Annotated in this window: 20 protein-coding genes; 5 read left to right on the forward strand and 15 right to left on the reverse strand. The window is 69.5% G+C overall.

From position 1 onward, the window contains the following. Positions 1-46: 46 nt before the first annotated feature. From ACQP0P_RS06600 to ACQP0P_RS06665, 14 genes are all read right to left on the reverse strand, one after another. A complete protein-coding gene (locus tag ACQP0P_RS06600; protein ID WP_433372313.1) occupies positions 47-2,551 on the reverse strand; it encodes a glycoside hydrolase family 9 protein in 2,505 nt (834 codons plus the stop codon). Between the two features lie 310 nt (positions 2,552-2,861). Continuing rightward, the gene (locus ACQP0P_RS06605) at positions 2,862-5,801 is read right to left on the reverse strand and encodes a glycoside hydrolase family 48 protein (protein WP_433372316.1); all 2,940 of its coding nucleotides are present in this window, start codon (positions 5,799-5,801) and stop codon (positions 2,862-2,864) included. Positions 5,802-6,232: 431 nt separating this feature from the next. Further along, complete coding sequence (locus ACQP0P_RS06610) at positions 6,233-6,463, reverse strand: cellulose binding domain-containing protein (RefSeq protein WP_433372319.1); 231 nt, start codon at positions 6,461-6,463, stop codon at positions 6,233-6,235. 159 nt (positions 6,464-6,622) lie between these two features. Next, the gene (locus ACQP0P_RS06615) at positions 6,623-6,745 is read right to left on the reverse strand and encodes a hypothetical protein (RefSeq protein WP_433372321.1); all 123 of its coding nucleotides are present in this window, start codon (positions 6,743-6,745) and stop codon (positions 6,623-6,625) included. A 275-nt stretch (positions 6,746-7,020) separates the two neighbouring features. Further along, positions 7,021-8,406, reverse strand: coding sequence for a serine/threonine-protein kinase (locus ACQP0P_RS06620; RefSeq protein ID WP_433372324.1), 1,386 nt, complete (start codon positions 8,404-8,406; stop codon positions 7,021-7,023). Next, complete coding sequence (locus ACQP0P_RS06625; protein ID WP_433372327.1) at positions 8,393-9,454, reverse strand: LacI family DNA-binding transcriptional regulator; 1,062 nt, start codon at positions 9,452-9,454, stop codon at positions 8,393-8,395. Before ACQP0P_RS06625 ends, ACQP0P_RS06620 begins: the two co-directional genes overlap by 14 nt. 48 nt (positions 9,455-9,502) lie before the next feature. Continuing rightward, positions 9,503-10,057: a GNAT family N-acetyltransferase gene (locus ACQP0P_RS06630; RefSeq protein ID WP_433372330.1), complete on the reverse strand. Its 555-nt coding sequence runs from the start codon at positions 10,055-10,057 to the stop codon at positions 9,503-9,505. 78 nt (positions 10,058-10,135) lie between these two features. Then, the gene (locus ACQP0P_RS06635; RefSeq protein ID WP_433372332.1) at positions 10,136-10,462 is read right to left on the reverse strand and encodes a DUF2516 family protein; all 327 of its coding nucleotides are present in this window, start codon (positions 10,460-10,462) and stop codon (positions 10,136-10,138) included. Positions 10,463-10,676: 214 nt separating this feature from the next. Continuing rightward, a complete protein-coding gene (locus ACQP0P_RS06640) occupies positions 10,677-11,096 on the reverse strand; it encodes a hypothetical protein (RefSeq protein ID WP_433372335.1) in 420 nt (139 codons plus the stop codon). Positions 11,097-11,099: 3 nt separating this feature from the next. Further along, a complete protein-coding gene (locus ACQP0P_RS06645) occupies positions 11,100-11,627 on the reverse strand; it encodes a helix-turn-helix domain-containing protein (RefSeq protein ID WP_350911228.1) in 528 nt (175 codons plus the stop codon). Positions 11,628-11,734: 107 nt separating this feature from the next. Beyond that, the gene (locus tag ACQP0P_RS06650; RefSeq protein ID WP_433372337.1) at positions 11,735-12,661 is read right to left on the reverse strand and encodes a M56 family metallopeptidase; all 927 of its coding nucleotides are present in this window, start codon (positions 12,659-12,661) and stop codon (positions 11,735-11,737) included. 2 nt (positions 12,662-12,663) lie between these two features. Continuing rightward, complete coding sequence (locus tag ACQP0P_RS06655; RefSeq protein ID WP_350911232.1) at positions 12,664-13,032, reverse strand: BlaI/MecI/CopY family transcriptional regulator; 369 nt, start codon at positions 13,030-13,032, stop codon at positions 12,664-12,666. Between the two features lie 119 nt (positions 13,033-13,151). Continuing rightward, positions 13,152-13,943, reverse strand: a complete 792-nt coding sequence (locus ACQP0P_RS06660) for a class I SAM-dependent methyltransferase (RefSeq protein ID WP_433372339.1) — start codon at positions 13,941-13,943, stop codon at positions 13,152-13,154. A 3-nt stretch (positions 13,944-13,946) separates the two neighbouring features. Next, complete coding sequence (locus tag ACQP0P_RS06665) at positions 13,947-14,684, reverse strand: SDR family oxidoreductase (protein ID WP_433372341.1); 738 nt, start codon at positions 14,682-14,684, stop codon at positions 13,947-13,949. 143 nt (positions 14,685-14,827) lie between these two features. Here ACQP0P_RS06665 and mshA point away from each other — a divergent pair, with 143 nt between their 5' ends. Genes mshA through ACQP0P_RS06680 form a run of 3 tightly spaced genes read left to right on the forward strand, consistent with a single transcriptional unit; the run spans position 14,828 to position 17,346 of the window. Then, the gene (gene mshA, locus ACQP0P_RS06670; protein WP_433381721.1) at positions 14,828-16,066 is read left to right on the forward strand and encodes a D-inositol-3-phosphate glycosyltransferase; all 1,239 of its coding nucleotides are present in this window, start codon (positions 14,828-14,830) and stop codon (positions 16,064-16,066) included. Between the two features lie 22 nt (positions 16,067-16,088). Further along, positions 16,089-16,568 (forward strand): YbjN domain-containing protein, encoded by a 480-nt coding sequence (locus ACQP0P_RS06675; protein ID WP_433372344.1) that lies wholly within the window; start codon positions 16,089-16,091, stop codon positions 16,566-16,568. A gap of 34 nt (positions 16,569-16,602) precedes the next feature. Next, positions 16,603-17,346: a phosphoglyceromutase gene (locus ACQP0P_RS06680; RefSeq protein WP_433372346.1), complete on the forward strand. Its 744-nt coding sequence runs from the start codon at positions 16,603-16,605 to the stop codon at positions 17,344-17,346. An 87-nt stretch (positions 17,347-17,433) separates the two neighbouring features. Here the strand turns inward: ACQP0P_RS06680 and phoU are convergent, their stop codons facing one another. Next, complete coding sequence (gene phoU / locus ACQP0P_RS06685; RefSeq protein WP_433372349.1) at positions 17,434-18,093, reverse strand: phosphate signaling complex protein PhoU; 660 nt, start codon at positions 18,091-18,093, stop codon at positions 17,434-17,436. 158 nt (positions 18,094-18,251) lie between these two features. Here phoU and ACQP0P_RS06690 point away from each other — a divergent pair, with 158 nt between their 5' ends. After that, on the forward strand, positions 18,252-19,436 hold the full coding sequence (locus tag ACQP0P_RS06690; protein ID WP_433381724.1) for a sensor histidine kinase: 1,185 nt from the start codon (positions 18,252-18,254) through the stop codon (positions 19,434-19,436). Further along, a complete protein-coding gene (locus ACQP0P_RS06695) occupies positions 19,433-20,122 on the forward strand; it encodes a response regulator (RefSeq protein ID WP_433372355.1) in 690 nt (229 codons plus the stop codon). The genes ACQP0P_RS06690 and ACQP0P_RS06695 overlap by 4 nt, the downstream gene beginning before the upstream one ends. Positions 20,123-20,264 lie beyond the last annotated feature (142 nt).

A 20,264-nucleotide genomic window follows, 5' to 3' on the forward strand; every position in this document is an offset into this window, starting at 1 on the left:
CCGGTTGAGTGGACCGGGGCGCCTGGACATTGGAGGGACGAAGGTGTCAGCTCGCGGTGCAGGTCACCGGAGTGGGGGTGCCGCCCGCGCCGCTCTGGCTCGCGGTGAAGCCGAAGGACGCCGACGCGTTCGGGGCGAGGTTGCCGTTCCAGGCCACGTTCCTGACCGACACGTCCGCCCCGGTCTGGGTGAGCGTGCCGTTCCAGAGCTGGCTGATCGTCTGGCCGTTGGGGAACTTCCAGGTCACGGTCCAGCCGGAGATCGCCGAGGCGCCCTCGTTCCTGACGGTGACCTCGCCCTGGAAGGCGCCCTGCCAGCTGTTGCCCACCGTGTAGGTGGCGGTGCAACCGCCCGCCGGGGCCTGGGTCGTGGTGAACGCGGTGCTCTCGGAGGCCTCGGAGGAGTTGCCGGCCGCGTCCCTGGCCACCACGGACACGGTGTACGCCGTCGCCGGGGTCAGGCCGGTGAGGGTGTACGAGGCGGCTGCGGAGGTGGCGACCTTCGTCGTGCCCCGGTAGACGTCGTAGCCGCTGACGCCCACGTTGTCCGTCGACGCGGCCCAGGTCAGCGTGGCGCCGCTCCCGGTGATCGCGGAGACGACGGGCTTACCGGGCCGGGACGGGGCGACGAGGTCCTCCTGCGGCGGCGGCTCGTCACCGGGGGGAGTGCCCCAGATCTTCGCCGTGCCGGAGTAGAGCGTCATGTTCTGCACCCGGACCGGGGTCGCGCCGGGAGTGGTGGCGACGCCCACGTACGACCAGTCGTTGGACGGGTCCCAGGTACCGGTGCTCGCGAGGCGGAACTGCACCTCGCGCCGGTGCTGCGACTGGCCTGCGGGGGAGATGGAGGTGCCGGAGCAGTCGATGGTGACGTAGTAGGTCTTACCGGAGAGCAGGGTCGGCCCGGTCGGCGCCTTGCACTGGTTGTAGGCCGACGACACGGTGACCTGGTTCGCGGTCGTGGCGCCGTCGAGGGTGAAGTAGTAGCGGAACGAGCCGTTGGTCAGCGGGCGCGCGGGCCAGGCCGACTGGTTCCTGACGATGGCCTTGATCTCGGTGAACGTCGAGCCCGCGGCGTTCACTCCGGCCTCGATGAAGATCTCCGGGCCGTCGGGGGTCTCGGCGACCGGGAAGTTCGCGGCGGGGGCTCCGCCGTACTCCCGGTGGAGCCGGGCGAGGGCGCTGGTGAAACCGGCGTTGTAGTCGGTGGCGACCTCGTTCATCACGTAGTCGTCGCGCTTGTCGGTGTAGGCGTCGTCGGGGTCGGGCGGACCGCCGACGAGGGCGCCGTACAGGGTGTGCCGGGTCTCGACCGGGTTGGTCATCTGGTCGGTCCACGAGCCGTGCGCGGTGCGGTGGTGCGGGTTCTTCGGCGGGTTCGCGCCGAACCCGATCACATACGAGGAGTTGCGCGGGTTGTCGCCGAGGGCGTAGTTGATCTGCCTGACCGCGAAGTCGTGATACCTCGCCTTACGCGTCGCGTCAGGGATCGAGTCCGAGTGGACCAGGGCCGCGAACGAGGTGTTGGCCGCGTAGCGCAGCGATCCCCACCGGTCGAGCACCGCCTGGCCGCCCGGTGAGTACTTCACCCGCTGGCCGTTGACCCCGACGGTCCAGTAGTCGAGCCAGCGGTTGGCGTCGTCGAGGTACTTCTGCTTGCCGGTCAGCTTGCCCAGCAGCACGTAGGTGCCGTACGACTTGTCGTCCCAGGCGATCGTCCACTTGTAGGACTTCGTGGTGGACTGCGGCTCGGTGCCGAGGTTGTCGTAGTACGACTCCGCCTTGGCCAGGTAGGAGGCGTCCTGGGTGGCCCGGTGCAGCCAGATCGCGCCCCAGACCAGCTCGTCGTTGTAGCCGCTCCACGACTGGTAGTAGCCCGACGCGTCGGTGATGCAGTCGCTGTACTTCTTCCGCACGGTGTCGGCGAAGGTGTAGAGCTGCTTGGCGTGTGTCACCAGCGTGTCGGCATAAGTCGGATTTGTCGGACGGAAGACGATGGATGACGCCGCCATCGCCGCCGCCGTCTCCCCGGCCAGGTCCGCTCCGCCGCAGGAAGCGTCGATCTTGTAAGCGGGCCGCTCCATCTGCATCGCCTCGGCGGGCCCCCACCAGGCGTGGTCCTTGCCGCCGTTGCCGACCTGCCCGTACAGCACGTTCGCCGACGGGTGGGCCTTGATGAAGTAGTCGTTGACGAACTTGAGGTTGTTCAGCAGGTGGGTGAGCTGCCCTGAGGAGACGTACGCGTCGCGGTACTCCACCGCGCCCCAGGCCAGCATCGTCGCGCTGGCCGCCATCGGCAGGCCGAACTTGACGTGGTCGCCCGCGTCGTACCAGCCGCCTGTCAGGTCGAGCCCGACGTCCTGGCCGTCGGTGAGCCCGGAGTCGCCGCGCCAGCTGACGCGGTTCCAGCTCGGCAGCTTCCCCGACTGCTGGGCCTCGTAGAACCAGATGGACTTCTGCAGCGCCTCGCCGTAGCTGAACTGCGGCGCCGCGGCGGCAGACGCCGCGGGCACCGGCACGGCCGTCAGGCCGGACAACGTGAGAATCCCCATGGCGAGAACCGCCAGGGTTTTCTTCGTGACTCCTCCGCTCCTCGAAGGAAGCGGCTTCTCGCCTTCCCCGGTCGGGGTAGGCGACGGACAAGCCCTGCCCGCCTCAAACAGAGAAAGACTGACGGGGGAGCGATTTCCTCGCCGGACGAATCCGGCAGTCCCCTCGCTGGATTTCATAGGGTGCCTCTCGGAGGTGGTGCTCGGGGCGTGGCAACAGGTCAGGGGTGCTGCCACGCCCCGAGGTCTCAGGGGAGGTGGAATCCCGTCCGGTCCGGCTCAGACGAGAGCCGGACCGGGAATTGGGGCCGGATCAGGGGAAGAGCCGGCCGTACTCGGCCAGGGCGACGGCGACGTCCACCTGTGCCCAGAACCGGTGGTAGTTGAAGGACGGGGCGGGCCCGGTGCCCTTCAGGAAGGCGTCCACCTTCGGCCAGTCCGGGTCGTTCTTGTAGAAGGACCGGATGGACAGGAAGGTCGAGCTGGAGTTGATCACGTCACCGTTGGGCATCTTGCCGCTCCAGCCCGCGGGGACGTAGACCGGGTCGTTGAGGCGCCGGTAGTCGGCCTTGGTCTCGGGGACCGAGACACCCTTGGCGTCCTGGTTGTTCTTCCACATGCCGTCGAGCAGGCCCTTGGCGACGTTCTTGGCGGTGGCGTTGCCGGACTTGGCCGCGTAGTACATCAGCACCTTGGCGTAGGAACCCGCCACGCCCACGTCCGTCGTGTAGTCCCTGATGCTCACGTGCAGCCCGCTGTTGCCGCCGGGGTTGTTCGCGTTCCAGGTGTCGGGCTGGCCGGTCCACACCAGGGTCGAGGGGATCTGGTAGGTCCCGTCGGCGTTGACGGTGGTGTTGTCGGTGGCCCACTTGACCCACTTGTCGAGGATCAGCTTGGCGTCGGCGTTGCCGGTCGCGTAGTAGAGCTCCGCGACCCGCTCCATCGTCCACGCCTGGAAGCCGAACCACTGGTTGGACGGCGGGTCGTGGTAGACCGGCTGCCAGTCGTAGGCCATGCCGTAGAAGGTGGGCAGTGTCGACGGCGGGGCCGCGTAGTGACCCTGCCAGCTGTTGGTGGCGCCACCGGCGATCGCGCCCTCGCTCGACTGGAGCCAGCGGTAGAACTCAAGCTGCCGCTTGGCGCTGACGGTCCAGTCCGCGACGGCGGTCGTGCCCTTGGGCTTGAGCACGTCCACGCTGGACAGCGCCCAGGCGGCCATCGGGTTCTGGTAGCCGGAGTGGTTGTGGCTGGAGCCGATCCGCCAGGCCCAACCGGCGGAGCTGTCGTTGGCGCCGCCCCAGGCGTAGTACCAGCTCAGCAGGTAGGAGGCACTGTCCTTGCCGGTGCCCGCCGGACACGAGGTGCTGGTGCAGCCCTGCTTCTTGAAGTACTTGTCGTACATCGCGTAGCGCAGGTAGTCACCCATCTTCGCGGCCTTGGCGACCGTGGCCGAGACCTGCGACGCCTTGTTCTGCTCGGTGGCCCAGGTGTGCGCCCAGTAGGCCACCTGGACGGCGCGGGCGTCCGCGTCGGGGGCGTTGGTGTACTTCCACTGCTTGGCGTAGCTGCTGTCCCCGGTGAACAGGTCCAGGAAGCCGTTCGGGCCGCCGTGCTTGAAGGTGTCGCAGGACGGCTGCGGAATGGTCTCGAAGACCGACTCCTCGGGGCCGCGCTGGTAGGTGTTGATGTAGGCGGGCCTGGTGGTGCCGTCCCCGCAGCGGCCGAAGCCGTAGGTGTTGTCCACGTCCAGCAGCCAGTGCATGCCGTAGACGTCGCTGGTGCCGTAGGCGGTCTTCAGCTCGTTCGCGATCGGGTCGACGCCGACGCTCACGCCGTTGTCCAGCTTGGACGGGTACTGCTTGATGTCGTCCCACTCACCGGCGTACGTGGCGGGCTTGGACGGGTTGTAGAAGGAGTTGGTCGGCTGGTCGGCGGTGGCCGGGATGATGTACTTCTCCATCGAGGCCCAGGCGGCGTTGAACCTGCTCCAGTCGCCGCTCACCTTGCCGTAGGCCGCCTCCAGCCACAGGTAGTAGCTGTAGGCCTCGGAGGTGGTCTCGTGCCCGTGGTCCGGCGCCTCGACCATGAAGGTCTCGACGGAGTGGTAGGGCACGCCCTCCGGCGAGAAGTAGCCGTTCGCCGGGTCCTTGAGCTTGTTGTACATCGCGACGAAGCGCTTGATGTACTCGTTGTCGCCACCGCTGACGTCGTTGTCCACCTCGGTGGCGGTCACCTTGGCCGAGGTGTGACCGGTGGCGGTCGAGGTGAACTCCGCACTGCCGGAGGTCTGGTCGGCGTCCTCGGCGGCGGCGATCCGCACCGTCTGGGCCGTGTTCCAGTTGGCGGTGGTGAAGGTCAGCGACGCGCCGGAGGAGACGGTCAGGTCGGTGTCACCGCTCGTCCTGGCGGTCGTCACGGTGACGTTCGAGGTCGGGGCCTTGGAGAGCTTGACCGAGAAGTCGGCGGTGCCGCCCTCGGGGACGGCGATCGTGGACGGGGTGGCGAGCACCGCGGCGGCGGAGTCGGCGGTGACGGTGATCCCCACCGGGGTGGAGGTGGTGACCGCCCCCGCGTTGTCGGTCGCCCGCGCGGTGAGCGAGTAGCTGCCGGCGGCGACGTTCGTCCAGTTGAAGGCGTACGGCGCGGTGGTGTCGGTGCTCAGCACCGTGTTGCCGTTGAGGAACTCGACCTTGGAGACGGTGCCGTCGCTGTCGGCCGCGTCGGCGGTGATCGGGACCGTCGCGGGCGCGGCGAAGGTGGCCCCGGCCGCCGGCGCGGTGATCTTCACCGTGGGCGGCTGGTTGACGGGGGTGGTCCCGCCACAGGCCACGCCGTTGACCGTGAAGGAGGTCGGCTTGGGGTTGGTACCGGACCAGCTGCCGTTGAAGCCGATGCTGGTCGAGGCGCCGGTGGCCAGGTTGCCGTTCCAGTCCAGGTTCTTGGCGGTGACGGCCTGGCCGCTCTGCGCCCAGGTGGCGCTCCAGCCCTGGGTGACCTTCTGGGTGGTCGTCGGGAAGCTGAACCCGAGGGTCCAGCCGGTCAGCGGGTCACCGAGGTTCTTGACGGTCAGGTTCGCGGTGAAGCCGCCCTGCCAGTCGTTGGTCGTGTAGGTCACGTCACAGGCGACGGCGGCGAGCGCGGGCGAGGCTGCCAGCGCGGTGGTCGTCCCGGCCGCCAGGCTGAGCAGTGCCAGCGCGGCGACTCGTCTCCGGAAGCGTGGGAGCGCTCCCGCTTTGATGGGATATCGATGCATGAAGTGGGCCTCCGGGGGTGAGATCAGCACGAATTTGCTGGTAGTGGCCTCGCGCAGGATCAAGCAAGGGAGAGAGGGGGTGGGAGCGCTCCCATAAGGGATTCTGGGGACAGTCCCGGGGATGTCAATGGCATGTGTCCTCGGTTACGTCGATGTTTCACGGCCCATGCCGCCAGGCTGCTACGATCCGCGCCACTTTTTTCGCAGGCCGTGAAAGTTTCAGGCTTCCCGATCTTGAGAGTCGAGCGCTTGCTTGTGGGGCCGCGTCCGGCCCCGGGGGCCGCCGGACACCGGGGTTCGTGCCGGGATCCGGCGCAGGGCCCGTTTCAGGATCCGTTTCAGGACCCGGAGAGATGCCACGCGAGGGCGTGCCGCTCGGCGGCACGCCCTCGACGGTGCCGGCGGGCGGGCACCCGTCGGGGAGATGTCGATCAGGAACAGGTGATGTCGGACGGGCCCGGGGTGGCGGGCCCGGTGGCGGTGAACCCGACGACGACGGACTGGCCCGCCCCGAGGTTGGCCGCGTAGCTCGGGGCCTTCGCGGTGAAGGTGGTCCCGCTCTGGGTGACCGTGGCGTTCCAGCCGCTGCCGAGCGTCACCCCGGACGGCATGGTCCAGCTCGCCGACCAGTTGTTCCAGGTCGACGTCCCGGTGTTCTTCACGGTCAGCTCCGCCTGGAAGCCGCCGGACCAGGAGTTCGTGATCGCGTAGGTGGTCTGGCAGGTGGTGGGCGTGGGCGTGGGGGTGCCTCCGCCACCGCCGCCGACCGGTGGGATCAGGTACGGCTGGAGGATGTCCTGCTTGTCCTGATTGATGGAGATTCAGTCGTCCTTGGCGATGCCACCGGTGTCACCCGAGTTGGGATTCCACGACCAGTAGGTGAAGGACATGCCGTTCACCCCGGTGCCGGTGTACTTCATCAGTTCCTGGAGCCAGACCTTCATCAAGTGCCCTTCGGGGACGGGATCTGTACGCGAGGAGAGGCCCCCGCGATCGAAGGTGCGGCCGGTCGCGTTCGCCATGGTTCGGCGCTCACCCCGCTCCCGTCAACCGTGTGCGGGACCATTCCCGCCCCCTCGCGGGCACCCGCGACCCCTCCTAGCTCGCCCTGTACGCTTCCCGTCCCGCCGATCACCAGGTGAAGGTTTCACCCGTCGCGCCACCCGCCGGTCTGCTCACCGGTGGTGGGGTACCACCGCGGCAGGCCGGCGCGACGGGCTCAACCGGTCAGGGCCACCGACACGAGCAGGAGCTGTGCCTCCAGCGCGTGGCGGAAATCGTCGGGCAGGGAGCCCTCCCGGTTCCGGTCGGCGATCTTTCCCCAGATCGAGGTGAGGTCGCCGGAGTCCCGGACACTGTTGGCCAGCACCTGCCGCAGGTCCAGGGCCACGTCCGGGCGGATCCTGCCCTCGTTCTCCCCCTTCGCCAGTACGGCGTTGAAGCTCCGCAGGCTCTGGTTGAGGTTCGGGATGGAGGAGCGGACAGCCTCTGTCCAGGGCGTCCGCTCCACCTCCCGCCCGCCCCCCTTGCGGATGGCGAGAGCGGAAGGGGAGGGGCTGGGGCTCGGAGTCGTGCCCGGTCCGGGGAACGCGGTGGTGGGGCCGAGGTCGGCGGCCGGGAGCGTTCCGCGCCCCTGGGGGTCGGACACATGGCCGTCGGGGTAGCCGGCGAGCTGGTTCCACACCAGGCCTCCCACCAGCAGTGTCGTCGCCGTCGCCGTGACCATGCTCCAGCGCGTCAGGGTGCCCCTGCCGGTCGAACGGGGCGGCATCAGGGCTTCTGCCAGGCCGTCGGCCACCTCCTGTGCCTTCGGCCGGACCTCGGGCCGATGTGACAGGCAGATCTGGCAGAGTGCGCTGATCTGTGCGGGCATTCCCGGCACGTCCGCCATCGGCGGGGGGCCCTCCCGCCGGACGTTCTCGATCTCCTCCCAGGTGCGTTCCGGATACGGGGGGTTGCCGGTGAGCATCTCGAACAGCAGCACGCCCAGCGCGTAGACGTCGCTCGCCGGGTCCGCGACGGTGCCGGTCAGCCGCTCGGGCGCCACGTAGGGAGGCGTGCCGTAGTCGGAGGCCCGGTCGTCGCCGTCCTCCCCGATGAACGCCGCGATGCCGAAGTCGAGCAACTTGGCGCCGGTAGAGGTGAGCAGCACGTTGTCGGCGGTGACATCCCGGTGGACGATCCCCCGCTCGTGGGCGGCGGCCAGCACGGTGGCCAGCCTGGCGGCGATCAGCGCCGCCTCCGCCCACGGCAGCGGGCCTTCGATGATCCGGTCGGCGAGCGGTCGCCCCTCCAGCAGGCGCATCACCACGTAGGCGGCCAGGCGACCGTGCGAGGTCACGGTCTCCCCGTAGTCGTAGACCTCGATCGCGTCGGGGTGGATGAGGCGCGCGGTGGCGCGCGCCTCCCTGCGGATGAGCTCGCGCTCCCCGTGGTCGACGCCGAGCTCGCCGTCCAGCAGCTTGACCGCGACCATCCGCTGCAAGGACTGGTCGAAGGCACGCCAGATGACGCTCATGCCGCCCCAGGCGATCCGCTCCAGCAGCAGGTACCTGCGGGTGAGCACGTCTCCCGCACGGAGTCCGACGGGGTCAGGCGGACTCACGGACCACCAGCTCAGTGGGGAGTACGGGGTTGTCACGGGATGCGCCTGCCGAGCCCATCGAGAGCAGCAGCAGCCTGGTGGCCAGCGCCGCGAACTCCTCCACCGGCTGACGGACCGTGGTGAGCGTGGGGGAGGTCCGCCGGGCGGCGGGGGCGTCGTCGAAGCCGATGACCGCCACGTCCTCAGGCACCCGGCGGCCGGCCCGGCGCAGGGTCTGTAACGCGGCCGCGGCCATCACGTCGGAGGCCGCGAAGACCGCGTCGAGGTGCGGCATCCGGCGTAACAGCCACTGCATGCCGTGCACCCCCGACGCGTGGCTGAAGTCGCCGTACGCGACCGGCACGCCGGTCATCCCGGCCAGGGTGAGAGTCTGCAGGAACCCGTCGAGCCGGTCACGGGCGGCCGGCAGGGCGGGCGGCCCCGCGATGACGCCGATGGACCGCCGGCCGCCGAGCAACAGGTGCTCCGCCGCCTGCCTGCCGCCGTCGCGGTTGTCCATGTCGACATGGGGGAGGTCGATGCCGTCCGGGGGACGGCCCGCGCTGCGTACCGGGATGCCCGAGGCGGCCAGGGTCACCACCAGCGGGTGCCTGTCGCGCGCGCCGATCAACAGCACGCCGTCGATGCCTCCGGCGACGAGCGGGGGCGTGGCGATGGTGGAGGTGGCCGCCGTGGCGGTCATCACGGCCAGGGGAACGCCGTGCCCGGTGAGAACCTCCTCGGCAGCGGTGATCATTCTCGCGTAGAACGGCTCGGTGAACAGCCGGTGCGCGGGCTCGCAGACCACCACGGCCACGACTTGGTCGGATCGGCGGCCGGAGCCGCCACGGGGAGCGCGATGCCTTACGTAACCGAGACGCGAGATCGCGTCATGCACCTGCCTACGAGTCGATGTGCTGACTCTGACTGAACCGGTGAGTACCCGGGACGCTGTGGCAGGGGAGACCCCTGCCGCTGCTGCGACCTGGGCAAGTGTGGGTAGATCCGTCATAACTTCCTCCACACCAAGATTCCGCACAGGTGGGAGCGCTCCCAGTGAACCTAGCATTGTTTCGGAAGTGTCAAAAGATGTTTCCGAAAAATCACCATATGTATGTCAAATTTCCCTGACAGCCCAGTCAGAGGCAAGTATCGCCATGATTACGGAGTCGTACCATTCACCGTTCATGCGCAGTGCGTCACGGCATACCCCCTCCTGAGTGAAGCCGATCTTGCGGTAGACGTGAGCGGCCCGCTCGTTGAACGCGTAGACCTCCAGGCTCACCCGGTGCAGCGGTGTGGAGGTGAAGGCATGGTCGAGGGCCAGCCGGATCGCCTCGGTGCCGTACCCCCTGCCGTAGGCGCGCGGGCCGATCAGCGCGATGCGCAGGTTGCAGGAGAGGTTGTCGGCGTCGAGCTGGTTGAGCACGATCTCGCCCACGTAGGCGTCGTCGGTGGCGGTGCAGATCGCCAGATCCAGCCGGTTGTCGTGGTCACCCCGCGAACCGTACCAACCCTTGATCGACTCGAACTCCGGTTTGCCGTGCGAGCCGGTCAGCCGGACGGTCTCGGGATCGTTGACCAGCTCCCAGAGACCGTCCACATGCTCGGGGCCGACAGGCCGGAGCGTCACGTGCTCTCCGGAGAGCGTGGGTTTGTGCGCGAACATCATTCGGTGTGTCTACCGGCCGAAACCTCGCAGGGCAACCGGATCGCCGGAGGCGCCGGTCCTCAGCCGGGGGAGAGTGCCTCACCAGGGGCCGTACGGCCCCTGGTTGCCGCCCTTGCCGATCTCCCGCACGGCGGGGCGCACGTCGGCGAGGTAGATGCTCGAGGCGATGACGGACGCGATCGTGAAGATGCTCAGCGTGTTGAGATAACCCACCGCGGCGGCGAAGCCGAACAGTGCCGCCAGCCCCAGGATGACCAGCCACAGGTTCTTACTCTGCTTGCCGGTGACCGCGAACGCCCGTGCGGGGGTCTTCACCGCGTGGACGAGTGCCCAGCCCGACAGCGCGAACACCCCGACGGCCAGGATCCAGAAGACCAGGTCCAGGGCACCGTGGATTTGGATCATCGTTTCTCCAGAACGCTCGCCTCACCGGTTTCCTTCAGCCTAATGCCGAAAGTCCCCTTCGCGGCGTCATCGGCCTCCACCTGCCCGCTCCGGTCGAACACCCGCGGCCGGGGAACGGCCCTCGAACGCCGCAGGACCCGCCCCGGCGGCGCCGGAACGGGTCCTGGAGCCGGTTTGCCCGGCCGCGACCTCGCTTGACGAGCCCTCGACGGGCTCAGGCCTTGGAACTGCCGGACTTCGAGGTGCGGGTGCTCTTCCTCTGCGTCGTGGGCCGGGCGGCCGCGGAGAGCTCCTCCAGCTCCAGGGCGGCCTCGCTGCTCGTCTTGGAGACGACCTTGCGGCCGCGGTTGGCGAACTCCTCGTAGAGCTCGGTGGCCCTGCCCGCGAACTGGTCGGCGTAGTCGCGCGCCTTCACGGGGAAGTCCTTGGCGTAGCCCTCGGCCTTGCCGGCGAGTTCCCTGGCCTTCTCCGGGAGGTCCTTCGCGGCCTCGCGGATCTCCTCGCGGCGGCCCTGCAGCCTCTGGATCCGCTCCGGAAGCTTCATGAGCTTCTCGACGGCGAAGTCGCCGGCCCCGGCGACGGCGTAGAACGGCTTGGACTCGGCGAGCTTCTTGACTTCGGTGGTGATGGGCATGGGTTAACCTTCCTTGGTTTCCTTTGTGATGTGGCCGTTGCTCGGGGGCGCCGCGTAGGGTTTCAACGCGGTGAGATATTCCCCGGGCAGCGGTACCTCGTCGTCCGGCGAGGAGCCCGCGTCACCCTGCCGGGGCTCCGGTGCGGGATGCGCTTTCTGGGAGGTCTGCGCATCCTCGTCCGGAGCCTCGGCCCGGTTCTCCTTGCGAAACGACTCGTAGATGTCGATCAGCACCTGGCGCTGGCGCTCGGTGATGAGGTGGTCGGCTCTGATCGCGGTCAGCACGTCGCTGTCCGGCTCGCGCTCCTCGATGAGACCGGCCTGGACATAGAGCGCCTGCGACGAGATGTGCAGGCCCTTGGCGATCTGGTTCAGGATCTCGGCGCTGGGCTTGCGCAGCCCGCGCTCGATCTGGCTCAGGTAGGGGTTGGAGACCCCCGCCGCCGCGGCGAGCTGACGCAGGGAGATTTTCGCGTGCGTGCGCTGCTCGCGGATGTACTCACCGATCGAGCCGACCTTGGGTAGTGCCATACCTTGAGTCTGCCCCACCATGCTTGCAATTGCAAACACCATGGCTAACACTTGCAAGCGTTTTGGGGTGAAGTTGTATCAGGGCCGGCCGGTACGCCGAGGTGAGGTCAGTGCGGGATCAGCCAGAGCAACGGGGCCGAGGCCGTCAGGGTGACGGAGAAGGCGACGATGGCGTAGCGGACGCCGAGCGGCAGGATCGGGCCCGGCGTCACCAGGCGCTCGACTCTGGCCATCACGGCGGCGGACGACGAGGTCGCGGCGCCCAGCGCGCCGTGCGGCGCGGGGACGGCGCCCGCCGTGCCGAAGCGCAGCAGGGCGGTCGCCAGGCGGCGTGGGGAGCAGTAGCGGCGGGCGACGTCGTCGGCGGCCATTTCCACCAGCAGGCTGACCTCGCTCTGCGCGTCCTTGACCACACGCGACCAGGGCAGGGCCCTGCGCAGCGCGGCGAAGGGCAGCAGCACCAGGTCGTGTCGCTCGCGCACATGGGCGGTCTCGTGGGCGAGCACCGCGGTCAGCTCGTCGGCGGAGAGCAGCTTCAGCGCACCCTCGCTGACCACCACCTGGGAGCGGAGGCCGGGCACACAGTAGGCGGTGGCGCCCGGGTGGTCGAGCACCCGTACGCCGGGGACCACCGGGTCCTCCCTGGCGATCAGGGCGAGCAGGGTGCGGTGGCGGTGCCGGGCGCGGAACGTCTGCACGCCCGCGGCGAGGAGCACCATGATCAGCACGGCGAGCGCCGTCAGCCCGGCGATGAGCGCGACGACCCTCGGCAGGTCGTACGGCTGGGGCAATCCCCGGCCGCCGCCGAACGCGGAGGCGGCGAAGCCGGCCAAGCCGTGCAGCACACCCTGGCCATAGGGCTCCAGCGCGTAGCCGAGCAGGGCGCCCGTCCCGGCCAGCCCCCAGGTGACCCCCAGTGCCTGCCACAGCACGATGGCCACGTGCGGAGCGCGGTAGGTCCACCGTGCCCTGGTGAACCGCCAGGCGCCGACCGTGCAGGCCAGGGCGAGCGTCGCCAGGGCTGCCGCGGTCATTTTTACTCGTCCTCCAGCTCCTCCTCAAGGCCGGTCAGGGCCCTGCGCAGGATGTCGGCTTCGGTGCCGGTGACGGCCTGGGCGAACCTGGTGAGGGCCGCAGACCGGTCACCGGTCAGATCCAGCGCCTCCAGCATAAGCTCCGCGACGTAGGCGTCGCGGCTCTCCGCGGATGCGTACCGCCACGCGCGCCCGTCGCGGGTGCGGACCAGGAAGCCTTTGCGGGTGAGTCGGTCGAGCACGGTCATCACGGTGGTCGGCGCCAGGTCGCGGTCGGATATCAGGCGTCCGACCTCCCGTGCCGTCACGGGGGATGATTGTGCCCAGATGATGTCCATTATGCTGCGTTCAAGCTCGCCGAGACCCTTCACACCATCAAGACTAACCCCCGCACCACGAGGGGTAGTACTACGGGTTGTCGAGTGATGCGTTTCACGGCGTACCCGCTCGTCTCACGCTCTTCGCTCAGGGCGCGGCAGAGTCTAGCCGGTCATCTCGGGGCGACCGCGGACCAGGGGAGGGTGATCTCACCGAGCCGCCAGCGCGACCGGCCGCCGAGCGGGGGGCGTTCGGCCAGCGGCCAGGTCGCGGCGAGCGTCTCCGCGGAGGCGATCCAGCGCTGGCGGGAACCGTAGGAGCCGAAAGGCGCGTTGACCGCCCAGGCGTGGTCGAAGTCACGCAGGAAGGCGTGGACGGGCTCACCGGGGACGTTGCGGTGGATGAGCGTCTTGGGCAGCCGGTCGGCCAGATCCGAGGGGCGCTCGAAGGAGTCGAAGCGGGCCGAGAAGGTCAGTGTCCGGGGACCCGAGCGGTCGAGCCCGACCCAGACCGCGCGGTGGCCCACCTCCGAGCAGGTGCCCTCGACGATCACCCCGTCCGGCGCGAGCCGCTCGCGGAGCATCGCCCAGTACTCCCACGCCTGCGCCTCGCCGTACTGCCGCAGCACGTTGAACGCCCTGACCAGCAGGGGCGGCCGGTCCACCGGCAACTCGAAGCCGCCAAGCGCGAAGGACAGCCCCGGGCGCTCGTAGGGCCTGGCCGCCGCGACCCTGGCCGGGTCGATCTCGATGCCGACGACCTCGACCGAGGGACAGATCCGGCGCAGCCGCAGGAACATCTCCAGGGGCGTGGTGTGCGAGGCCCCGTAGCCGAGGTCGACCACCAGCGGGCGGTCGGCGGCGCGCAGCAGGCGGCCGTGCGCGGCGACGATCCACCGGTCGGCCCGCCGCAGGCGGTTGTGACCGGTGGTCCCCCTGGTGATCTCCCCTATCGGCTTGGACATGGTTCAGACGCGGTGGAGCCTGTGCTGGGCGGCCTGGGCCCGGGGGCGCATGACGAGGCGGTCGATGTTCACGTGGGCCGGTCGGGTCACGCACCAGGCGATGGCGTCGGCCACGTCGTCGGCGGTGAGCGGGCCGGGTACGCCCCGGTAGACCTCGTCGGCGGCGGCGGAGTCGCCGCGGAAGCGGTTCAGCGAGAACTCCTCGGTATGGACCAGCCCGGGGGCGATCTCGACGACCCTGACCGGCTGGCCGACCAGTTCCAGCCTGAGCACCTCGGTCATCGAGGTCTGCGCGTGCTTGGCCGCGTTGTAGCCGCCGCCGCCCTCGTACGAGACGAGCCCGGCCGCCGAGGTCAGCATCAGCAGCACGCCGTCGCCGGACTCGATCAGCCGGGGCAGCAGCGCCTGGGTGACGCGGAGCGTGCCGAGCACGTTGACGTCGTACATCCGCTGCCAGTCCGCGACGTCCCCGCTCGCCACGGGCTCCAGGCCGATCGCGCCACCGGCGTTGTTGATCAGCACGTCACAGCGGTCGAGCGAGGAGGCCAGCTCGTCCACCGACTCCTGCGACGTCACGTCCAGGGTGACCGCGCGGATGCCGGGCACCTCGGCGGCCAGCGCCTCCAGCCGCTCCCGGCGCCGTGCCGCGGCCACCACGTCGAAGCCCTCCGCGGCCAGCCGGCGGGCCGTCGCCTCGCCGATCCCACTGCTGGCCCCTGTCACCACAGCTGTCCTCTTCATGACCCTCCATCCTGCCAGGACCACCCCGCGCGGACCCTTCTGAGGTGATGTGTCGGGAATGTTGCGGATTCTCAGGTGGTTGAGCCCACTCGGAGGTGGTGTCGGTGAGGCGACGGCGGGTCAACCGAGTCGCGACGATCAGCATGCACACGTCCCCCCTGGACCAGCCGGGAACCGGGGACGCGGGCGGTATGAACGTCTATATCGTCGAGGTGGCCAAACGCCTGGCCGAACTCGGGGTAGAGGTGGAGATCTTCACCCGGCAGACATCCCGGGACCTGCCACCGGTCGCGGAGATCGTTCCGGGCGTCTCGGTCCGCCACGTCACCGCCGGACCGTACGAGGAACTCGACAAGGGCGACCTGCCAGGCCAGCTCTGCGCCTTCCTGTCGGGCGTGCTGCGCGCCGAGGCCATGTACGAGCCGGGCCGCTACGACGTCATCCACTCCCACTACTGGCTCTCCGGCCAGGTGGGCTGGCTGGCCAAGGAGCGCTGGGGCCTGCCGCTGGTGCACACCATGCACACCATGGCCAAGGTGAAGAACCTCCTGCTGGCCGAGGACGACAAGCCCGAGCCGACGGCCCGGGTACTGGGCGAACAGCAGGTCGTGGACGTCGCCGACCGCCTGGTGGCCAACACCCCCGCCGAGGCCAGTGATCTCGTCGAGCTGTACGGGGCGGCTCCCGCCCGGGTCGAGGTGGTCAACCCCGGCGTGAACCTCAGGGTCTTCCAGCCCGCCTCCAAAGGCGCGGCCCGACACCGGCTCGGACTGCCGCAGGATGCCCACGTGCTGCTCTTCGTGGGTCGCGTGCAGCCGCTGAAGGCCCCGGACGTGCTGCTGCGCGCCGCGGCCAGGATGCTCCTCGAAGATCCTTCGCTCAGGTCGAGGCTGGTCGTCGTCTGCGTCGGCGGCCCCAGTGGCAACGGCCTGGCCAGGCCCTCGTACCTCACCGACATGGCCGCCTCGCTGGGGATCTCCGACGTGGTCAGGATCGTTCCACCGGCGCCCCAGCACGAGCTGGCCGACTGGTATCGCGCGGCCGATGTGACGGTCGTCCCCTCGCACAACGAGTCGTTCGGCCTGGTGGCCCTGGAGTCCCAGGCATGCGGCACCCCCGTCGCAGCCGCGTCCGTGGGCGGGCTGCGCACCGCCGTGCGCGACGGCGTCTCCGGGGTGCTCGTCGAGGGGCACGACCCCCACGACTGGGCGCGGGTGCTCGGCCGGTTCGTGTACGCCCCCGCCTGGCGGGAGGCGCTGTCCGCGGCCGCGGTGGCCCACGCGGCGGCCTTCGGCTGGTCGGCCACCGCGGCCAGGCTGGCGGATGTCTACGCCGGGGCGATGGCGAACCTGTACCGGGTCCCCGTCGCGGTCAATTCATGAGGCCCGCTCGTAGGCTGGGCCCATGCGCGAAGTGATCGAGGCGGCGCTGAAGAGCGCGGACGTCTCCTACGAGCAGCCCAGACCGGGGGCCTTCCTGGTGAAGCTCCCCGGCCAGCACAAGCTCGCCACCATGACCTGGCTGATCGTCGGCGACCAGGCCCTGCACGTGGAGGCGTTCTTCTGCCGCCGGCCCGACGAGAACCACGCCGAGTTCTACCGCTGGCTGCTCACCAAGAACGGCTCCATGTACGGGGTGCACTTCGCCCTCGACGCGATCGGTGACGTCTACCTCGTGGGCCGGGTCTCGTTGGGGGCGGTCACCGAAGAGGAGATCGACCGCCTTCTCGGGTGCGTGCTCACCTACTCTGACGAGGGGTTCGACCGCGCCCTGGAGCTGGGTTTCGCCACCTCGATCCGGCGCGAGTGGGAGTGGCGTGCCAAGCGCGGCGAGTCGCTCGCCAACCTCCAGGCATTCGCCCGCTTCGCCGATCCCGAGCGCTGAGGGGCACCGGGGGACGCCCACTAAGCTTGTCGGTATGTCGACTTTGGTGCTGCTCCGGCACGGTGAGAGTGAATGGAACGCCAAGGGTCTGTTCACCGGATGGGTGGACGCGGGACTCTCGGTCAAGGGCGAGGAGGAGGCACGGCGCGGAGGAAGGCTGCTGCTCGACGCCGGGGTGCGACCCGACGTGGTGCACACCTCGCTGCTGACCAGGGCGATCCAGACGGCCAACCTCGCGCTGGGCGCCGCCGACCTGCTCTGGCTGCCGGTCTCCCGGTCCTGGCGGCTCAACGAGCGCCACTACGGCGCCCTGCAGGGCAAGGACAAGGCGCAGACGCGGGCCGAGTTCGGAGACGAGCAGTTCATGCTCTGGCGCCGCTCCTACGACGTCCCGCCGCCGGTGATCGCCGACGACGACGAGTTCTCCCAGGCGGGCGACCCCCGCTACGCGCTGCTGCCGAGCGAGCTGCTGCCCAGGACCGAGTGCCTCAAGGACGTCGTCGAGCGCATGCTGCCCTACTGGTACGACCAGATCGTGCCCGACCTCGCGGCCGGTAGGAGCGTGCTGGTCGTCGCGCACGGCAACTCGCTCCGGGCGCTGGTCAAGCACCTGGACGGGATCGGCGACGACGAGATCGCCGGGCTCAACATCCCCACCGGCATCCCGCTCCAGTACGAGCTGGACGCGGACTTCCACCCCGTCACCAGGGGCGGCCGGTACCTCGACCCCGCCGCCGCCGAGGCCGCCATCGAGGCGGTGGCCAACCAGGGCAAGTAGTCCCGGCCTCAGCCGCAGGAACGTCAGGAGGGCCCGCCGGATCCGGCGGGCCCTCCTGACGTTCCTGGAGACTGTTCCGATGGGGAGTCAGAGGGCACTGGTGTCCTGCGGCCGGGAACCCGTCACCAGATAGACCACGTCGTGCGCGACACGGACCGCGTGGTCGGCATAGCGCTCGTAGTAGCGGCCGATCAGCGTCACGTCGATGGCCGGCTCGACGCCGTACTTCCAGTCGGGGGCCATCAGGACCTTGAACAGCCTGCGGTGCAGCCTGTCCATCGCATCGTCGTCGGCCTCCAGCTCCAGGGCGGACTCCACGTCGCGCGAGGCGATGCAGCTGCCGGTCTTGGTGATGAGGCGTTCGGCGATCTGGCCCATCTCCAGGATGGTGGCACGGATCTCCGGCGGGATCGCGGAGTCGGGATGGCGCAGCCTGGCGACCTTGGCCACATGCTCGGCGAGGTCGCCCATCCGCTCCAGGTCGGTGCCCATCCGCAGCGCCGCGATGATCATTCTGAGATCCACGGCCACCGGCTGCTGCCTGGCCATCAGGTCGAAGATCGTGGCCTCGATCTCCGCGAAGATCCGGTCGACCTCCTCGTCCTGGGAGATGACGCTCTCGGCGAGATGAAGGTCCGCGTCCAAGAGGGCTGTGGTGGCCCTCGATATCGCCGACCTCACGAGCCGGGTCATCTCGACCAGCCGTTCGGTGAGGGCGTCGAGGTCTTCGTGATAGGCGTCGCGCATGGAACTCACCGTATGAGGGGACCGGTGAACGAACCTCGACCGCAAAGTGAACTTTGCGGGAAAGGCCGCTGTCACCACCCCCGGGCCGTCCCCAACGTGGAAACCCCCGCCTACCATCGAAAACGTGAAGCCTACGGGAGGACCACGTGAGTGAGCTGATGGCGAGCCTGGCCGCGCTGGCCGGCTTCGTCGTGGGAGCGCTGGCTGTGATGGTCATCCGCCAGCAGAGCCACGGACGGCGTGACGGGATGACACCGGTGGACGGCGTCGAGCCCGGCGCGCTTCCGCACGGGGTCGCCTCGGTGCTGGCCGTGCTGCCGTCCTCGGCGGTCGTGCTCGACAAGGAGGACCGGGTGCTGCGCGCCAGTTCGGCGGCGCGCGCGTTCGGCCTGGTCAAGGGAGAGCACCTGATGGCGGCCGAGCTGCTCGCGCTGGCCAGGAAGGTACGCAGGGACGGCGAGATCCGCGAGAGCGAGATCGAGGTGGCCGGCCACAAGTTCGGCCAGGAGTCGACCAACTTCGCGGTGCGGGTCGCCCCGCTCGGCTCCTACGGTCAGGTGCTGGTCCTCGCCGAGGACCAGACCGAGCACCGCCGCGTCGAGGCGGTCCGCCGCGACTTCGTGGCCAACGTGAGCCACGAGCTCAAGACGCCGGTGGGCGCGATGTCGTTGCTGGCCGAGACCATCCAGGACGCCGCCGACGACCCCGAGGCGGTCACCCGCTTCGCCGGGCGTATGCAGCATGAGGCGGCCCGGCTCACCTACCTCGTCCAGGACCTGATCACCCTCTCCCGCATCCAGGGCGCCGAGCCCATCCCCACTCCGGGCCCGGTGCTGATCGACGAGGCGGTGCACGAGGCCATCGACCGCTGCAACACCACCGCGGCGGCCAAGGACATCACCCTCGTCTCCGGGGGCGTCGAGGGCCTGCGGATATGGGGCGACGACGAGCTTCTCGTCACCGCCCTGCGCAACCTCATCGACAACGCGGTCGCCTACAGCCCCGAGCACACCCGGGTCGTGGTCAGTGCCCGCGGGGCGGGCCCCAACACCGAATACGTCGAGATCAGCGTGAGCGACCAGGGCATCGGCATCCCCGAGAGCGCCCAGGAACGAATTTTCGAGCGGTTCTTCCGCGTCGACGCGGCACGCTCGCGCGCGACCGGTGGCACGGGCCTCGGCCTGGCCATCGTCAAGCACGTGGCCGCCGCCCACAACGGGGCGGTCACGGTGTGGAGCAAGGAGGGCTCCGGCTCCACCTTCACCCTCCGCCTGCCCGCCTTCGGCGGCATGGCGGTGGCAGTACCAGCTACCACCACGATCCCCCTGGAGGCCGCGCAGTGACTCGCGTGCTTGTCGTCGAGGACGAAGAGTCGTTCTCCGACGCTCTGTCATACATGCTGCGCAAGGAGGGCTTCGAGGTGGCCGTGGCCACCACAGGGCCGGAGGCGCTGGAGACCTTCGACCGGAACGGCGCCGACCTGGTGCTGCTCGATCTGATGCTCCCCGGCCTGCCGGGGACGGAGGTCTGCCGCTCGCTCCGCCAGCGCTCCAACGTGCCCGTCATCATGCTCACCGCCAAGGACAGCGAGATCGACAAGGTGGTCGGGCTGGAGCTCGGCGCCGACGACTACGTCACCAAGCCCTTCTCCTCCAGGGAGTTGGTGGCCCGCATCCGCGCGGTGCTGCGCCGCCAGGGCGATGTGGAGGAGCTGGAGCCGGCGGTGCTGGCCGCCGGTCCGGTCCGGATGGACGTGGACCGCCACATCGTCGCCGTGCGGGGCGAGCCGGTGCAGCTGCCCCTGAAGGAGTTCGAGCTGCTGGAGGTGCTGCTGCGCAACGCCGGGCGGGTGCTCACCCGGGGCCAGCTCATCGACCGGGTCTGGGGTGCCGACTACGTGGGCGACACCAAGACCCTGGACGTGCACGTCAAGCGGCTACGGGCCAAGGTCGAGTCCGACCCGTCCAACCCGCGCTGCATCCTCACGGTCCGGGGCCTGGGCTACAAGTTCGACCCCGCGGAGGCCTGAGCCTTCGCACGCGCCTCCGGACGGTCCGAGGGGTCGTACGGCGTGCCCGCGCCGTACGGCCCCTCGGCGTGTCCGGAGGCGGTCACCGGGGCCGGGCCTTATCCGATGACCGGCTCCCGGGGATTCGGATCTCCCGGGAGCC

The organism is Streptosporangium sp. CA-115845 (genome assembly GCF_050943795.1).
GTDB lineage: Bacteria > Actinomycetota > Actinomycetes > Streptosporangiales > Streptosporangiaceae > Streptosporangium.

Bases quoted from the DNA above. Each gene is read 5' to 3' on its own strand.
- ACQP0P_RS06600 (WP_433372313.1), bottom strand. From the start codon at position 2,551: ATGGGGATTCTCACGTTGTCCGGCCTGACGGCCGTGCCGGTGCCCGCG.
- ACQP0P_RS06615 (WP_433372321.1), bottom strand. From the start codon at position 6,745: ATGAAGGTCTGGCTCCAGGAACTGATGAAGTACACCGGCACCGGGGTG.
- ACQP0P_RS06635 (WP_433372332.1), bottom strand. From the start codon at position 10,462: ATGATCCAAATCCACGGTGCCCTGGACCTGGTCTTCTGGATCCTGGCC.
- ACQP0P_RS06680 (WP_433372346.1), top strand. From the start codon at position 16,603: ATGTCGACTTTGGTGCTGCTCCGGCACGGTGAGAGTGAATGGAACGCC.
- phoU (WP_433372349.1), bottom strand. From the start codon at position 18,093: ATGCGCGACGCCTATCACGAAGACCTCGACGCCCTCACCGAACGGCTG.
- mshA (WP_433381721.1), top strand. From the start codon at position 14,828: ATGCACACGTCCCCCCTGGACCAGCCGGGAACCGGGGACGCGGGCGGT.
- ACQP0P_RS06690 (WP_433381724.1), top strand. From the start codon at position 18,252: ATGGCGAGCCTGGCCGCGCTGGCCGGCTTCGTCGTGGGAGCGCTGGCT.
- ACQP0P_RS06625 (WP_433372327.1), bottom strand. From the start codon at position 9,454: ATGCTAGGTTCACTGGGAGCGCTCCCACCTGTGCGGAATCTTGGTGTG.
- ACQP0P_RS06650 (WP_433372337.1), bottom strand. From the start codon at position 12,661: ATGACCGCGGCAGCCCTGGCGACGCTCGCCCTGGCCTGCACGGTCGGC.
- ACQP0P_RS06675 (WP_433372344.1), top strand. From the start codon at position 16,089: ATGCGCGAAGTGATCGAGGCGGCGCTGAAGAGCGCGGACGTCTCCTAC.
- ACQP0P_RS06645 (WP_350911228.1), bottom strand. From the start codon at position 11,627: ATGGCACTACCCAAGGTCGGCTCGATCGGTGAGTACATCCGCGAGCAG.
- ACQP0P_RS06660 (WP_433372339.1), bottom strand. From the start codon at position 13,943: ATGTCCAAGCCGATAGGGGAGATCACCAGGGGGACCACCGGTCACAAC.
- ACQP0P_RS06640 (WP_433372335.1), bottom strand. From the start codon at position 11,096: ATGCCCATCACCACCGAAGTCAAGAAGCTCGCCGAGTCCAAGCCGTTC.
- ACQP0P_RS06630 (WP_433372330.1), bottom strand. From the start codon at position 10,057: ATGATGTTCGCGCACAAACCCACGCTCTCCGGAGAGCACGTGACGCTC.
- ACQP0P_RS06665 (WP_433372341.1), bottom strand. From the start codon at position 14,684: ATGAAGAGGACAGCTGTGGTGACAGGGGCCAGCAGTGGGATCGGCGAG.
- ACQP0P_RS06605 (WP_433372316.1), bottom strand. From the start codon at position 5,801: ATGCATCGATATCCCATCAAAGCGGGAGCGCTCCCACGCTTCCGGAGA.